The sequence below is a fragment of the Nostoc sp. NOS(2021) genome, from assembly GCF_017115025.1.
In the GTDB taxonomy this organism is placed as follows: Bacteria; Cyanobacteriota; Cyanobacteriia; order Cyanobacteriales; family Nostocaceae; genus Nostoc.
This window is the reverse complement of the sequence record NZ_JABXKM010000109.1, coordinates 31,892-46,116: the sequence shown is the minus strand read 5'-3', so window position 1 is coordinate 46,116 and position 14,225 is coordinate 31,892. Positions and strand designations below refer to the sequence as shown.

Here is a 14,225-nt window from a genome sequence, read left to right as displayed (position 1 = left end):
GGAGTGGGGAGTGGGGAGTGGGGTATTTTCCACATCTGCCAATCTTTTCTGCTCTTGTGCGTGAAACAAATTCCATTCGCCATTTTCTACTTGGCGGTATTTCCAATCTAAACCGGCTTGAGCGATCGCAGACCCCCAAGCACTAAAAGCCTGATCTAAATTTTCATACCAGGAATCCATACCTGCACCCAATTCCCAGGCACGGCGGATTACTTTGCCCAAATTGCGATCGCCTCTGCCCACAAAATCTTCCATTGCCGAAATGCGGACATCGGTAAAATTTACCTTCACTCCCTTTATCCGGCGGAATTCTTGCCGCAACAGGTTTTGTTTGCGCTTAAATTCAGTGGTAGAGACTGAGTGCCACTGGAATGGTGTATGGGGCTTGGGTGTAAAGTTAGAAATTGTCAGGTTAAAGTTTAGGGGTTTTCTGCCTTTGCCCCGACATTCTCGCTGTAGCCAGCTGACAGTTTCCGCAATGCCCAAAACATCAACATCTGTCTCACCCGGCAAGCCAATCATAAAATACAACTTTATTTTATCCCAGCCTTGCTCCCAAGCCGTTTTCACCCCCCGCAACAATTCTTCATTTGTCAAACCCTTATTCACGATGTCTCGCATCCGCTGAGTTCCAGCTTCTGGAGCAAAAGTCAGTCCACCTTGGCGCGTACCTCCAAGGATGTTGGCAATATTCTCATCAAATCTGTCTACTCGTTGGCTTGGTAGAGTCAGAGAAATGTTTTCATTTTTTAGCCGATTTTTGATTTCCATCCCCACTGCTGGTAGGGACAAATAATCAGAACAACTCAGAGATAGTAAGGAAAACTCGTTGTAACCAGTTGCCCGCATACCTTGTTCAATCGCTTCTACCACCTGATCCGGTTCTACATCCCGTGCTGGTCGAGTCAGCATTCCTGGTTGACAGAAGCGACAGCCACGAGTGCAACCACGCCGAATCTCAATGGTCAAGCGGTCATGCACCGTTTCTACGTAGGGAACTAACCCAATGGAATATGCTGGTATGGGAGTTGCAACCCGTCGCAGAATTCGTTTTGGCACGTCTGGGCGACGCGGATGAACTGAGCCATCCTCTGCCATGTCGTAAAACTGGGGGACATATACGCCTGGTATCTGTGCTAAATCCAGTAACAGATTTTCCCGACTCAATCGGGCTTGTTTGCCTTCTTCTAAAACCAAACCAATTTCTGGTAGAAGTTCTTCTCCATCTCCAAGGGCGAAAAAGTCGAAGAAGTCGGCGTAAGGCTCAGGATTCGATGTCGCTGTTTGCCCACCAGCAAAAATCAACGGAAACTGGAACTGGGGACTAATAGATTCTTCCTCTGCTTTTTGGCGTTCTCGCCACGTCAAGGGAATTCCAGCTAAATCCAACATTTCGAGGATATTAGTAGCACCCAGTTCGTAACTGAGGCTAAAACCTAAAATGTCGAATTCTGTGAGCGATCGCTTTGACTCTACCGCAAACAATGGCGTATTAGTTTCGCGTAGTTTGGCTGCCAAGTCTTTTCCTGGGAGGTAGGCGCGATCGCACAATTGACGCGGTTGGGCATTCAAGATGTTATAGAGGATGATATGCCCTAAATTGGATGCACCAACTTCATATACTTCTGGGTAGGTTAAGACCCAGCGTATTGCTGTCGTATCCCAAGGTTTGTGTACAGCTAAACGCTCATTACCCAGGTAACGCCCTGGTTTTAAAATATCCGATGTTATTAATCTTTCAACTGCAACAGCCACTGTGCTATCTTCTAGCTACCTTAATTACAGCTACTCAAACCCAACATTAGCATTGAATTAGGTCTTTTAACATAGTTTCTCGTTGCAACTTACAACTCCTTTACATAAAGTCCACTTATTGCCCGAACCTTTGGGCTTTTACATAAAGTTATGTTGCAGCCAACTCGGCATCACCGTCTAATATTTCAAACACCCTGTCGAGTTGCGTCAGTTCAAAAATAATTCTAATTGACGGAGCAACAGCGCAAAGTCGGAAACCCCGTCCTAAAGTAAGAGCCAGCTTGTGTGTAGATAACAATGCCATCAACCCCGCGCTGTCTAACGATTCTACCGCTGCTAGGTCTACTACCAAGATGGAAATACCAATTTGTGCCAACGCTGTGGTCATATCTCGTTCAAATTCCAAGGCGTTTGCAGCATTCAAACACCCTTGGGGGCGAATAACTGCAATCTTGGGATAGTTAAGCACTGCTTGCATAGTTACATCCTATTGAGAATTATTGAAGCGTCAAGCTAAGAATTATTTGAACATAAACTCTATTTTGTTGCATCGACCATATGTCTTAGGTCTCTTTGCTGAATCTTTATTGCTTTAGTATGTCTGTTTAAAGATTGTTATAATTCCAGTTTAAAATGTGCTTATATATACTTTTTTTTTATCTCAGTTCAAAAACAATCAACATAGACAGCCATAGAGCAGACAACTCATCAGTAACTATGCTGAGAAAACTTGCTTAGTCTATAACTAAAGCTAATTTAGCTAAGTCTTAACGGTAAGTTAAATCTCCCACTTTAGCGTTGCTGATGGCATAGCACAGAGTCAGAGCGCATTATCTATCAACTAATTAAGATGTGATCTAGATCACTAGAAGTTAGTATTTAGATCACTCTTTATACTGAGAACAATCTGGGATAATTAGTATCATATACAATTGGGTTATTACTTATGAGAACTCAGTACGCTATTCGTAAATTGGTAGAAAAAGCTCTTGACATTAAAAAACTAACTCCTGAGATAGAAAATGAAATCAACTCAGAACTGACGGAACTGGGTTACATTTCTGATGTTGATTACGAAGCTCTAGAATTATTAATGGCAGAGATGGATGCTGGTCGAATTCAGTTGGTTTCTAGCTGGGGATATTCCTAATTGCTTAGGCATAGAGGCTTCTTGGCTATATCCGCTGAATTTGATTAAGACTAGAGCAATCAAAATTTCAAGTAGGTAAAACAAGTTTTAGTAAAGGCAGGGGGGATATCATTGTTTGTATTTTTCTATGAGGTTGATTATTTAAATACCTCAAGTGGCGTAAACTGTGCTAATGACCCTTTACATTGTGCATTCGTAGTAAATCGCCATGCAGTTCGCTAAACGCCTAGAAAAAATTCCTCCCTATCTGTTTGCTGAAATTGTCCACAAACAGAATGAACTCGTTGCCAAGGGAGTTGATATCATCAATATGGCTATTGGCGATCCAGATAAACCTACTCCCAGTCATATCCTTCAGGTAATGCATGAGGCGATTGAAGACGCTGCCAACCACAATTATCCACCTTACCAAGGTACGAAAGAATTCCGCGAGACTGCGGCGAAGTGGATGGAACGTCGGTTTGGGGTGACGGGGTTGAACCCAAATACAGAGGTTGTTTCTTCAATTGGTTCCAAGGAAGCAATTCATAATACTTTCTTAGCGTTTGTGGAAGCAGGAGACTATACACTAATACCAGATCCTGGTTATCCCGTGTATCGGACTTCGACAATCTTCGCTGGTGGTGAGTCTTTTCCTATGCCCCTGAAGGCAGAAAACGGTTTTTTGCCTGATTTGAGTGCGATACCTGAAGAAGTCGCCCAAAAAGCAAAGCTGTTATGGATTAATTATCCCAATAATCCGACTGGGGCACTGGCAACACTAGAGTTTTTTGAGGAATTGGTAGCTTTCTGCAAGCAGTATGATATTTTGTTGTGTCATGACAACGCCTACTCAGAAATGGCATACGATGGCTATAAACCGCCTAGTGTGCTGCAAATTCCGGGCGCGAAAGATGTAGCGCTCGAATTTCACAGTTTGTCTAAGTCGTACAATATGACAGGCTGGCGGGTTGGTTTTGTTGTTGGTAATGCTGTCGGTATTAAAGGCTTGACACAGGTAAAAACTAACGTTGATTCTGGGGTGTTTAAGGCAATTCAAGCATGTGCGATCGCAGCTTATTCTACTACCACTGAAGCAGAACTCCAAACCATCATGTCGGTTTACCAAAATCGCCGCGACATTATCGTGAATGGGTTGCAATCTCTAGGTTGGCCAATTCAGCCTCCGAAAGCTACCCTTTACGTCTGGACACCTGTGCCCCCAGGATATTCCTCAGCAGAATTTGTAACTTTGCTACTTGACAAATGTGGCATTCTTGTGCCGCCAGGTAGTGGTTACGGTGCATCTGGAGAAGGCTTTTTCCGCATTGCTTTAACTATTAGCGATGAACGGTTGCAAGAAGGAATTCAACGCATGAAAGATGCTGGTATACGCTACGACTGAGGGAGGGAGTGGGGAGTGGGGGGAGAATGATAAATGCCCAATGCCCTAATCCCTAATGCCCAATCCCTCTTGATATGCTTGCCAAAGTTGGTGAATAAACTGATTGAGTTGCTGTTTGGCAGCTGAATCAGGTTCCGTTTTTGGTTCTTTTGCTAAAACTTGGCTCAAGAAGGTAATTACTTCTGTGTCTAAAGCTGGCCGAAATAAATTGGCAGGCCAAAGCAAGTCAGACGCATCTCGCAAATCGGTAATTAGCGGTGATTCTTGAATCAAAGTAACCATAAATAAAGGACGCACCCAGCACAACTGGCGGGAAACTACAAATTGAATGACTTCTGCATACAGATTCCTGTCGCTATACTCTAAAGACACAATTTGTCCCGGTTGAAGAAAATCTCGGCTAATGTCGATCATTATGCAGTTTGGGCAGGGGCAGGGATTATTTTGCAACTTCCTTAATCTTCAAAGTGAAAATGCACTACGTTTAAGGAAAGCTTCTGTTAAAATTAGGGTAGCACTCTTACGCCAGCCATGTCTTAGACATCTGCCTCACAAGTAGCTACGCAAAACTAATACGACCAATCTGTGGCAGCAAAGGGTTTTTCTAGGATAGTATCTGGACAGAAATACTATAGAATAGGTAAATAACTGTTAAGCGATCGCTGGACAGAAACATTGTTGTAGTGAATTAACGAGAAAAGAGCAAAGAGCCGTGTCAGTTGAAACCATTGAAAAGCCTTCCACAACCCGCAAGCTCGCGCCTCGGTATCGCGTTTTGCTCCATAACGACGACTACAACTCGATGGAGCATGTTGTGCAGTCACTAATAGCCACTGTATCAAGCCTTACGCAACCCCAGGCTGTTAGCATCATGATGGAAGCCCACACTAACGGGCTAGCTTTAGTCATTACTTGCGCTCAGGAACACGCTGAGTTCTATTGCGAAACATTGATAAGTCACGGTTTAAGTAGCACGATTGAACCTGATGAATAGTCATTAGTCATTAGTCATTGGTCATTGGTCATTGGTCATTGGTCGAAATTTAGAGTGTTGACTGGTGATTGGTGACTTACTTGGTATGAAAAAAAACCTTGTCCGTTTAGCCGAACGCCCTGCCCCTATTAGGCTGGGTGCTTTTATTTTGACTTTATTGCTGCTATGGTTGCCATTGGCTGCACCAATATACTTACTAGTGCATGATTCAAATTTAGAAAGTATATTGACATTGGTATTGTTATATGCAGTGTTTATTTTTCTCCTGAGACTATGGGGTAAATATGTCTACCAGCAGCCCCAAATTCTGCGGCATTATGGTTTAGAATTCACGCGGCAAAACGGTGTGGATTTACTGCGTGGCTTGGCTATCGGCATAATTAATATTTTGATCCTTTTTGGGGTAGAAAGTTTATTGGGTTGGTTGGTGTGGCAACAACCGAAAGTTTTCTTGCTGAAAATTGTTTTAGAGGGTTTACTTGTTGGCTTAGGTATTGGATTTGCTGAGGAATTATTATTCCGAGGCTGGTTGCTAGATGAATTACAACGAGATTACAGTCCGCGTGTGGCACTGTGGACAGATGCAACTGCGTTTGCTACATTGCACTTTATTAAACCCTTGGAGGCAATTATTCATACACTGCCGCAATTTCCAGCTTTAGTACTGCTGGGGTTAACGCAAGTATGGGGAAAGCGTTGGCGGAGGGGACGCTTGGGTTTACCAATTGGTCTGCATGGTGGTTTAGTTTGGGGTTACTACATTATTAATGTTGGGGAATTAGTGAAATATTCTGGCCAAGTTCCTGATTGGGTAACTGGTGTGAATAATAATCCCCTGCAAGGAGTTATGGGGGTGTTGTTAATGAGTGTACTAGCTTTGTGGATACGAGGGCGAAGTCTTAAAAATTAAAAATGGGTAAAGTATTCTGAAGATAGCTAATTTATTTTTATTTTTGGGAAAACTATTAATACAGCAGATTGCAACTTCGTGAGGTACAGATTATTGTAAGGGTACAACAATGTTGTGCCCCTACCTGTGTACTTCATTTACCTGAAAAACGCTGTATGATTCCAAACTAGCAGCATACGAACGACGTGGAATTCGGTATCAAAAAGAAGCTGAATTACATCCTAGTGAAGATATCAAAACTGCGATCGAACGTCAGATTATGCAAATTGATAAAGATATCCTTTGGATTGAAAGATTTTCAGAGTGATCTAAGGTTTCCTGTTATAGCGATCGCCTGGGACTATGAACTCGGCAACTGTTCTACATTCTAATGGATAATCGACTTTAAAATTCATTCTTGGCAACGATACTACGAAACGGCGAAGTAGTGACCTTCGGATGGGAATAAAAACGATGACGCAATCTAACACCATTAAACAGCAGCGAGCGCAAAGAATATTAGAACTATTTGCGATCGCACCTACGCCACATTTTTGACTGAGATAATTCCTTCACTACACCACTGAATTAGTAGCCATCTGTCAGAATCTTTATCTAGTGCTGGCTTGAGACGGAAATTAAAAACCTCTTGCCATACCTCTACTCCATACTGGGATACAAAATCTGCCTCCAGTTCTTTGAACTGTTCCCATTGCCGATTTGCGATCGCGGTCAACATGGGAATGATTGTGGTGATAGAGACTTGGGCGGCGACGGGTGTCATTCTCGGTAGTCCTCAAAAATACAAATAATCGGCATAGGTGGTTTTTTGGTGTTGATGATTTTAACCAACCGTTTACCTTTGCTTCTGGCAAGCGCAAAACAGGCTAACTCTGTTTCTGCTGCCGACCAATCCCTTGGATCTGTTACCGGGTCAAACTCTTCTTCATCTGAGTTGTTTGATTGGCTTTCGTCGGTCATGCTTTGATTCCTTAATCGGGACTGCGACTAGGTACGGTTAGGCTCACAAATTTTCACCTGCTTCATCTGCGAAAATTTTAACAATAGCAAAGGATACTGGGCTTTTTGGTACAATCTTTCTTTACGCAAGCGTCTCAACCACAGTACCCACCAAACACGCTTTATTCAAATTAACGCCGCTCAAATTTGCACCTTCTAACTCTGCACAAAGTAAATTCGCTCCCGTCAAATTCGCCCCTGCCAAATTCGCCCCCCGCAAGTCAGCTTCTTCCAGGTTTGCTTCACTCAACAAAGCCCCTTGCAAATGGGCGCGACTCAAATCTGCACCTTTGAGATTTGCTCCAGTCAGGTTTGCACCGCGCAAGTCAGCACCGCGCAAGTCAACGCCTTGCAAGTTCACATTTATTAAATTGGCACCACTCAAGAAAGCACCCGCCAATGACACATCACTGAGTCTTGCTCCCATCAAGTTAGCGCCACGCAAATTACTACCCCGCAAGTCAGCGCCCGTTAAATCTGCTTGCATCAGATTTGCTCCCATCAAATTCGCCCGCAAGTCAGTTTCTTGGAGGTTGGCTCCCATCAAATTTGCCCCCTCCAAATGCCCACCTTCGAGTTTAGAACCAGCGAAATTAGTGCCGACAAGGGTAGCGCCAGCAAGATTAATCCGGCTTAAATCCAGTCGGGAGAGTTCTTCATCTTCTAAATTTGCCCCTGGAAGTTGTTTGAGTTTTCCTAATCTAATCGCTTCAATATTCATGTAAAGTAACTACTAATCTCCTCACTTATCTTGCTGTGGCTATCCCATTGGGAATCAAGTATCCAGATACCGGCGCTGAATTTGGGTGTCATTAGGGGTAAGTCGAGTCCCTGTTGTAAACCCATAACTAATAAAGCTAGGGTATCTACAAGTTTAGGATCAAAGCGGGTAGATTGTTGCTGTTTGCACTCATCTAAAGCTTGAGTAAATATCTGTTCCCGGCTTTGATTTGACGATTTTCGCTGATTTAACCGCCACTGAAAGTCTGCCAATAATGCCAAAATTCTCGACTCTAGGGGAATTTCATCTCCAGCTAAAGCTGCTGGTTCCCCTGAACCATTCCACCACTCGCTTTGGTGAGTAATAATTTGGGCAACTGCTCGCAGTCGTGGCATGGTTCGCAATACCTGCGCCCCCGGTACTAAGGGACAACTTAAGCGAGAACTGGGGGCATCTTCTTGGTAGCGTGTGGATATACCGCCAGTGAGAACGCTTTCGGCATTTTGTAATGGATCTATGCGATGTAACAAAGCCGCTAGCCGCAACCTTTTAATCTGCCATGCGGGAAGATCCAAAAGCTGGGCGATCGCTTCAGCAAGAACTACTACTTCCGCAGCTGCCATTGGATTGTTGACATCTGCCATATCCATCAGTTGCGCCATCCGCAAAAAGGCTTGGATTTCGTTAGAAACCAAGTTGCGATCTAGCGTTTGTTTCTGAAGTGCTGTTGGTATGGATAAATTATCTTGCCCAGTCTGGAGATAATCTACTACACGGGAGACAACTGCACCCAAATTTTGGGATCTGTCCATTGACGGTACAATTTGCTCTTTATCGGCGGTGAGTTTTTTCGCCAGTTCTGGGTTATATTTTCTGATGTGAGCGATCGCTATTTCTGCTGTCTCTTGCACTAACTCTGGCTCAAATGTCCACAAGCCATAGAATTTACGCTCTAAGTCTGATGTCGGTATCCCTGTGCTGCCATAATCTGCATCTGATAATTCTTGACAAATTACCATTGCTGTGTATTTAGGCGATAAAATAATTAAGTGCCACTCCTGCGCCACTGGATCACTTGGATCTAATGCTACTAAGTCTACATTGGGTAGCTGGCTGGTAGGATGTTCAGCAAAGCCAGATTCAGCGGCAGCCATGATGGCAATCTCGCGGCTATACTGGGCGATGTCTGCATATCGTTGAGCTTCTTGTAGATACCATTTACCCTTTTGGAAGGCTGTGATTACTAAGGGTGTACCGTCGTTGGTTAAGATATGGTCTTCTAAAGCGTGGCACAGGGCAACTAAGGTATTTTTGTAGTAAACACCGAATCGAATTGGCCTGGTGGTGTGGCGATGGGCTGTTTCTAGCTGTTGTAAGATTGAACCTTCTAACATGGGATTTGGTAAAAATAACCGCAGAGGAGCAGAGAAGCCAGTGCGTTGGGCGGGTTTCCCGACTTGTTCGCGCAGCGTCTCCCCTTGGGAGAAGCAACTGGCGCGACACAGAGGAAGAGAGGGGGAGAAATTCAGAATTCGTGTTTTTTAAGATACACCTGCTAACTGTTTTTCTTTCGTTTCTAATGGTGCTGTCAGTGCTGCTTCTAAGTCGGCACAACCCAGTTTTTCTTCTAAAATTTTCATGACTTCGCGTCCGAAATCGTTGGGGTTTTGTTGCCAAGCTTGCAAGCAGACTTCACCAAAGAATGAACCAAGGGGTTCGGGATTCCAGAGGAGTTTTTTGGCTGTCCACGGCATCAAGCTCATTGGATCATATCCTGGTTTGAGGATGCCTTCTTTAAAAGCGTACTCTTCTAAATGGGTATGGGGTTGTAGTCCAATAAAGAAAATGGCAGGTTCAACTTTATCAGCACCAAAAATCCGTTCTAATTCGCGGTGGTAGGCGATGGTTTGGCGGATGGTTTCGGGACGTTCGTCAATGACGTTAAAGGAGTAATTGACGGAAACTAAGTCGTTGAAACCAGCTGCTTTTAAATCGCGGCAGTTTTGCAAGACGTTTCGCAGGTTATACCCCATCCGCATTTTCCGCACAAGTTCTTGAGAACCACTGGTAATCCCGATTTCAAAGTAGTTCATCCCGGTTTTCGCCATCAAGTCGCACAACTGGGGTGTCAAATTGTCGGCTCTAATGTAAGCTGCCCAGTGGATATCTGTCATACCAGAATCGACGATTTTTTGCAAGAGTTCTATGGCATCGTCGATAAATTTTTTCGCTGGGATGAATTGGGCATCGGTAAACCAGAAGTTGCGAATGCCGCGATCGTATAATTGGCGCATCTCAGCAACTACTTCATCTGCTGGGTTGATGCGTACTTGTTTCCCTTCCACAACAGTGTAGACGCAATAACAACAGTTGTGAGGACAACCGCGCTTAGTTTGTACACCTATATAAAAGTCTTGCTCTTGCAGGTAAAAGTTAAATTCCGGCCAGATGCTTTCGATATAGTCGTAGTTACAAGCTGTTTTTTCTAGTGGGGTGGGTTGTTCGTGAATTAGCCGTTTCCGTGGTTGAGTTTCTCCGACAACGTAACAGCGTTCATCTCGAAAATCTCTGCCACTTAAAAGTTTTTCTAGCAGGGTTTCGCCTTCACCCACAGAAATAATTGCCCCTTGAGGTAAGCTTTTACCCAACTGTTCATAAAATACACTAACTGCACCACCACCTACAACTACACGAGCATCAGGATTATATTTTTGGGCACGCTTTAAACCGCGTTTGATTAAGCCCTGGTTTTGCCATAATTCTACATAGTAAGCGATGAAGATTCGTAAACCGCCCAATCCCCCTCGTAGTTTCAATAGAGGATTCTTAGCGTAGTAAAATTCAAAAGCGTTTTGTAGTGGATTACCACCACGTCCGCCAACTGGCGCATAAATTTGAATATCCCGCCAAGAAAATACTAGCAGTGTCGGTTTAAATTCATCGATACAGCGATCCAAGGCGGTAGCGTAATCTAAAGGTGGCACTGTTCCCAAATCAAAAATGCGCTGTTCGATATTGGGGAACTGTTTGTGGACGTGATCGCTCAGGTAGACAACCCCAATGGGAAAGATAGGGTTACAAGGAAGGCGAACGTAAAGAATTCGATTTTCCATCATGGGTGTTTTGACTTCCATCTTGCCAATCTTGGGGGAAAGCGAGATAAATTCCAGTTTTAAGGCGTGTTTTTGTTTTGGCTGCTCTTAATCTCTGACAATCTTGCTTGACATTGAAGCCGATTATTGATAAGCGCGAAACTTTTCTTCACAGATGTCGGAATCAATAAAATTGCTTTGCATATCAAACGCAGAGTATCAAGAGAGGCTTTATGAAGACATTTTTCATATAGCTTTACGATAACATTGAGTTTATTCATTAAGCGATGATCCCAGGCTTTTAATCGTGGGATCGATGAAACACAAAAATACACTCTTGAACTAGGCTCAAGCTAAGGGGAACTTCACCATACCTACTCTGTAATTATCTGCCCTAAAGAAGTTAAAGGTTTTTTGCCAGAGATTAAAAATTCAAAGATGTTCGCATAGTGTAAAATTGCAGAAAAAGCATAAATATTTACAAAATTTTTATAACCTCCGATACGTCTTTAGGTAGAAAAAATCTAGAAAGAGTTCAGTTGGTAGTCGCAGTTACAGCAACTGGGGATCGGTGGGTGTTAGGCTTGGCTAGTGTAATGTCAAATTGTGGCGTAAAGCTCCTCAGCAGTTATGGCTCAAATATTAGATCCTCTACCACCTGAGCAATCGGGAAAAATTCTCTGCTGCTACATTAATGCCACGAGCAAAATACAGGTAGCTCGCATCTGCAATATTCCCAATTGGTATTTTGAAAGGGTTGTTTTCCCTGGACAACGTTTAGTGTTTGAAGCTCCGCGAAAAGGCCAAATGGAGATTCATACAGGGATGATGGCAAGTGCAATTTTATCCGATAAGATACCGTGCGATCGCCTGATGCTCGACGAACCCAGTACTTATGAGTTTGATACAGACTCATCATCTGGAAAAGACTCTATTAATACCCAAACAATTGTGCAGCAAATTAATACAAAAACCGGAGATACTACAAAACCCTTACAAATCCTTGGTTTAGCGTCGGTTGATTAAAAAAAACAATTTTACTAAATTTGAGGGTTGCTAATTCAGCAGCCCTTTTTGTTGATTATTTATTGGGCATTGAGCAAAACAGTTCCGAGTGCTGAGTAAAGAAGTGAGATTCCCCACTCAGCACTCTCAGCACTACTACTCCCCCCATCTCCCCCTCTCTCCATCTACAATCAATCTTATGAATCTGCCTTCATTTCTTTGGTTGTGGAAAATAGCCGCCTGGTCGATGGGATTGTCCCTGCTGGCATATCTAATGTTAGCAGTCACCGGCGTTTGGATGTTTCGGGCGAGAACTTCGCAGCAATTCCCTTTTATTACCCCATTTCTGGGCGGAAATAGAGAGGTGCGATCGCTCCACTATACAATGGGCATCAGCATGGTAAGTTTAGTGCTACTACTGCTGGCGGTTGGCATTGTTGGCACTTTCGGTCACTTTGGTTCTTTGGGTCACTCGTCACACCTAATCGCTGGATTGATAGTGGTAGCATTAGTTTTACTGTCTGCTTTCAGTGCCACGCAAATTAGTGCCACACGACCTTGGGCTAGACCTTTACACATCGGCGTAAATATTATTCTGTTTGTAGGATTTGCCTGGGTATCCCTTACTGGTTGGATTGTAGTGCAAAAGTATTTACCTTGAAGGATAGATAATTTGCCCTTTCAAAGTGGCATAGCTGATGTGCGACAGGCAAGGTATGACATAGACCTACCCTACAATGAAGAAAAAGATTGTAATTGAGCCGTGACAGCAAACTCAGCCAATATCTCAGCTTCTGTTTTTCGTCTGTCTCCTTTGATTCGGATAACCCTGCTGAGTCTATACATAGCGCTCACAGTCCCGTTACCCTTCTTATCGCAGGTAACAGCTGCACCCGTGCCCCCAGAATTATTGTGGCTAGGGATTAGCATTGGCTTAGTTGCCTTGTATGGGGTATTGACTGAACAAGTAATGGTAGATGACCAGGGAATTCAGGTTACTTACCCCGCCTGGGTGCCTGGCTTTTTTCGTAAAGGCTGGTTATTACCTTGGTCAGAGGTGAAAGAGTTAAAACCCCGTACCACTGGTCAAGGAGGGCTAGTTTATTACTTCCTCAGCCAGGATGGGAAAGCTTATTTATTACCGATGCGTGTAGCCGGATTTGCTCGTTTCGTCCAAATTGTGCAAGCAAAGACAGGCATTGACACTACAGATGTTCGCCCTTTAGCACAACCGTGGATGTACCTGATTTTACTGGGATTCACACTGCTGCTACTGTTGGTCGATGGCTGGGCGATCGCTACAGCCTTAACTACCAGACAATTAACTTAGAACTGGGCATTGATTCTTTCTCCCCACTCCCCACTCCCCTGTCGCCTTGGATAATGTCATAGCAAAAGCCACACTCAGGCTAGAGCAAGTTAATCTATTTACAAAGCTCAAAACCCAACTTCCCGGCAATCAGCAGGGATACCCCATATTGCAGGATATTTCCTTGGAGGTATTCCAGAGCGATGGCAAAGCCATCGCCTGCGGCGAACGCATTGCCATTTTAGGCCCAGTAGGTGCTGGGAAAACTTCGCTATTACACCTCCTCAACCGCCTAATTGAACCCACGAGTGGCAAAATCTATCTAGAAAATCAAGAATATCGCCAAATTCCTGTCATCCAGCTACGCCAGATTGTGACACTTGTATTGCAAGAATCAAAACTGTTGGGGATGACAGTTGGGCAAGCCTTGGCTTATCCTTTAGTTTTGCGTGGTTTGTCCAAACAGACAATTCAGCAACGAATCAATCACTGGACAGAACAACTGCGTATTCCCAGTGAATGGTTAGGGCGAACAGAGGTGCAACTATCTGCGGGACAACGACAACTAGTAGCGATCGCTCGTGCCCTAGTCATCCAGCCTAAAATATTATTATTAGACGAGCCAACCTCTGCCCTTGATGCTGGTACTGCTTCTAATCTGATACAAGTCTTAATCCAGTTAAGTCAAACTCATCAAACTACGATTCTGATGGTAAATCACCAACTGGAACTAGCCCAGATGTTTTGCACTAGGTTATTACACCTACAGCAAGGTCATTTATTGGCAAATCAAAGAGTCTCTGAGATAGACTGGGTTGAATTACGAGAAAGCTTGATTCAAGCAGAAGCTCAAGACGATTTTGGATTTTAAATTTTGGATGAATCAGGAGAGAGGAATTAGGAGTC

16 protein-coding genes are annotated in these 14,225 nt (G+C 43.8%); 8 read left to right on the top strand and 8 right to left on the bottom strand.

Annotated features, from left to right (window positions below):
* Positions 1–1,755: TIGR03960 family B12-binding radical SAM protein (locus tag HWQ41_RS13835; RefSeq protein ID WP_292763532.1), on the bottom strand; the 1,755-nt coding region annotated here is incomplete at its 3' end.
* Positions 1,756–1,903: 148 nt separating this feature from the next.
* Positions 1,904–2,233, bottom strand: a complete 330-nt coding sequence (locus HWQ41_RS13830) for an STAS domain-containing protein (protein ID WP_292763531.1) — start codon at positions 2,231–2,233, stop codon at positions 1,904–1,906.
* A 468-nt stretch (positions 2,234–2,701) separates the two neighbouring features.
* Between HWQ41_RS13830 and HWQ41_RS13825 the strand changes: the two genes are divergently transcribed.
* Both HWQ41_RS13825 and HWQ41_RS13820 read left to right on the top strand, forming a co-directional pair.
* Positions 2,702–2,905 (top strand): hypothetical protein, encoded by a 204-nt coding sequence (locus tag HWQ41_RS13825; RefSeq protein WP_292763530.1) that lies wholly within the window; start codon positions 2,702–2,704, stop codon positions 2,903–2,905.
* A gap of 208 nt (positions 2,906–3,113) precedes the next feature.
* Positions 3,114–4,289 carry a pyridoxal phosphate-dependent aminotransferase gene (locus HWQ41_RS13820; RefSeq protein WP_292763529.1) on the top strand — a complete coding sequence of 392 codons (1,176 nt, stop codon included), beginning with the start codon at positions 3,114–3,116 and terminating at the stop codon, positions 4,287–4,289.
* Between the two features lie 45 nt (positions 4,290–4,334).
* Here HWQ41_RS13820 and HWQ41_RS13815 read toward each other — a convergent pair whose 3' ends face one another.
* Positions 4,335–4,700, bottom strand: coding sequence for a hypothetical protein (locus tag HWQ41_RS13815; RefSeq protein ID WP_292763533.1), 366 nt, complete (start codon positions 4,698–4,700; stop codon positions 4,335–4,337).
* 301 nt (positions 4,701–5,001) lie between these two features.
* On the opposite strand from HWQ41_RS13815, the gene clpS reads away from it, so the two are divergent.
* Both clpS and HWQ41_RS13805 read left to right on the top strand, forming a co-directional pair.
* Entirely contained in the window at positions 5,002–5,283 is a 282-nt protein-coding gene (clpS, locus tag HWQ41_RS13810) for an ATP-dependent Clp protease adapter ClpS (RefSeq protein WP_292763527.1), read from the top strand.
* An 85-nt stretch (positions 5,284–5,368) separates the two neighbouring features.
* The gene (locus HWQ41_RS13805; protein WP_292763525.1) at positions 5,369–6,193 is read left to right on the top strand and encodes a type II CAAX endopeptidase family protein; all 825 of its coding nucleotides are present in this window, start codon (positions 5,369–5,371) and stop codon (positions 6,191–6,193) included.
* A 520-nt stretch (positions 6,194–6,713) separates the two neighbouring features.
* Here HWQ41_RS13805 and HWQ41_RS13800 read toward each other — a convergent pair.
* The 5 genes from HWQ41_RS13800 to HWQ41_RS13780 form a co-directional block, all read right to left on the bottom strand.
* Positions 6,714–6,956, bottom strand: coding sequence for a hypothetical protein (locus tag HWQ41_RS13800; protein WP_292763523.1), 243 nt, complete (start codon positions 6,954–6,956; stop codon positions 6,714–6,716).
* Positions 6,953–7,153: a hypothetical protein gene (locus HWQ41_RS13795; RefSeq protein ID WP_292763521.1), complete on the bottom strand. Its 201-nt coding sequence runs from the start codon at positions 7,151–7,153 to the stop codon at positions 6,953–6,955. The genes HWQ41_RS13800 and HWQ41_RS13795 overlap by 4 nt, the downstream gene beginning before the upstream one ends.
* A 121-nt stretch (positions 7,154–7,274) precedes the next feature.
* Positions 7,275–7,913 (bottom strand): pentapeptide repeat-containing protein, encoded by a 639-nt coding sequence (locus HWQ41_RS13790; protein ID WP_292763519.1) that lies wholly within the window; start codon positions 7,911–7,913, stop codon positions 7,275–7,277.
* The gene (locus HWQ41_RS13785; protein ID WP_292763517.1) at positions 7,910–9,307 is read right to left on the bottom strand and encodes a DICT sensory domain-containing protein; all 1,398 of its coding nucleotides are present in this window, start codon (positions 9,305–9,307) and stop codon (positions 7,910–7,912) included. Before HWQ41_RS13785 ends, HWQ41_RS13790 begins: the two co-directional genes overlap by 4 nt.
* Before the next feature lie 147 nt (positions 9,308–9,454).
* The gene (locus HWQ41_RS13780; RefSeq protein WP_292763515.1) at positions 9,455–11,047 is read right to left on the bottom strand and encodes a photosystem II high light acclimation radical SAM protein; all 1,593 of its coding nucleotides are present in this window, start codon (positions 11,045–11,047) and stop codon (positions 9,455–9,457) included.
* 588 nt (positions 11,048–11,635) lie between these two features.
* Here HWQ41_RS13780 and HWQ41_RS13775 point away from each other — a divergent pair.
* From HWQ41_RS13775 to HWQ41_RS13760, 4 genes are all read left to right on the top strand, one after another.
* Positions 11,636–12,031, top strand: a complete 396-nt coding sequence (locus tag HWQ41_RS13775; protein ID WP_292763513.1) for a DUF1830 domain-containing protein — start codon at positions 11,636–11,638, stop codon at positions 12,029–12,031.
* Between the two features lie 178 nt (positions 12,032–12,209).
* Positions 12,210–12,671, top strand: a complete 462-nt coding sequence (locus HWQ41_RS13770; RefSeq protein WP_292763512.1) for a DUF4079 domain-containing protein — start codon at positions 12,210–12,212, stop codon at positions 12,669–12,671.
* Positions 12,672–12,773: 102 nt separating this feature from the next.
* Positions 12,774–13,340 carry a hypothetical protein gene (locus HWQ41_RS13765; protein ID WP_292763511.1) on the top strand — a complete coding sequence of 189 codons (567 nt, stop codon included), beginning with the start codon at positions 12,774–12,776 and terminating at the stop codon, positions 13,338–13,340.
* A gap of 46 nt (positions 13,341–13,386) precedes the next feature.
* Positions 13,387–14,190, top strand: a complete 804-nt coding sequence (locus tag HWQ41_RS13760) for an ATP-binding cassette domain-containing protein (RefSeq protein WP_292763510.1) — start codon at positions 13,387–13,389, stop codon at positions 14,188–14,190.
* Positions 14,191–14,225 lie beyond the last annotated feature (35 nt).

What these genes read in the sequence shown, in the direction of transcription:
- HWQ41_RS13830 (WP_292763531.1), bottom strand. Translation starts at nt 2,233, where the DNA reads ATGCAAGCAGTGCTTAACTATCCCAAGATTGCAGTTATTCGCCCCCAA.
- HWQ41_RS13825 (WP_292763530.1), top strand. Translation starts at nt 2,702, where the DNA reads ATGAGAACTCAGTACGCTATTCGTAAATTGGTAGAAAAAGCTCTTGAC.
- HWQ41_RS13820 (WP_292763529.1), top strand. Translation starts at nt 3,114, where the DNA reads ATGCAGTTCGCTAAACGCCTAGAAAAAATTCCTCCCTATCTGTTTGCT.
- HWQ41_RS13805 (WP_292763525.1), top strand. Translation starts at nt 5,369, where the DNA reads ATGAAAAAAAACCTTGTCCGTTTAGCCGAACGCCCTGCCCCTATTAGG.
- HWQ41_RS13800 (WP_292763523.1), bottom strand. Translation starts at nt 6,956, where the DNA reads ATGACACCCGTCGCCGCCCAAGTCTCTATCACCACAATCATTCCCATG.
- HWQ41_RS13795 (WP_292763521.1), bottom strand. Translation starts at nt 7,153, where the DNA reads ATGACCGACGAAAGCCAATCAAACAACTCAGATGAAGAAGAGTTTGAC.
- HWQ41_RS13790 (WP_292763519.1), bottom strand. Translation starts at nt 7,913, where the DNA reads ATGAATATTGAAGCGATTAGATTAGGAAAACTCAAACAACTTCCAGGG.
- HWQ41_RS13785 (WP_292763517.1), bottom strand. Translation starts at nt 9,307, where the DNA reads ATGTTAGAAGGTTCAATCTTACAACAGCTAGAAACAGCCCATCGCCAC.
- HWQ41_RS13780 (WP_292763515.1), bottom strand. Translation starts at nt 11,047, where the DNA reads ATGGAAGTCAAAACACCCATGATGGAAAATCGAATTCTTTACGTTCGC.
- HWQ41_RS13775 (WP_292763513.1), top strand. Translation starts at nt 11,636, where the DNA reads ATGGCTCAAATATTAGATCCTCTACCACCTGAGCAATCGGGAAAAATT.
- HWQ41_RS13770 (WP_292763512.1), top strand. Translation starts at nt 12,210, where the DNA reads ATGAATCTGCCTTCATTTCTTTGGTTGTGGAAAATAGCCGCCTGGTCG.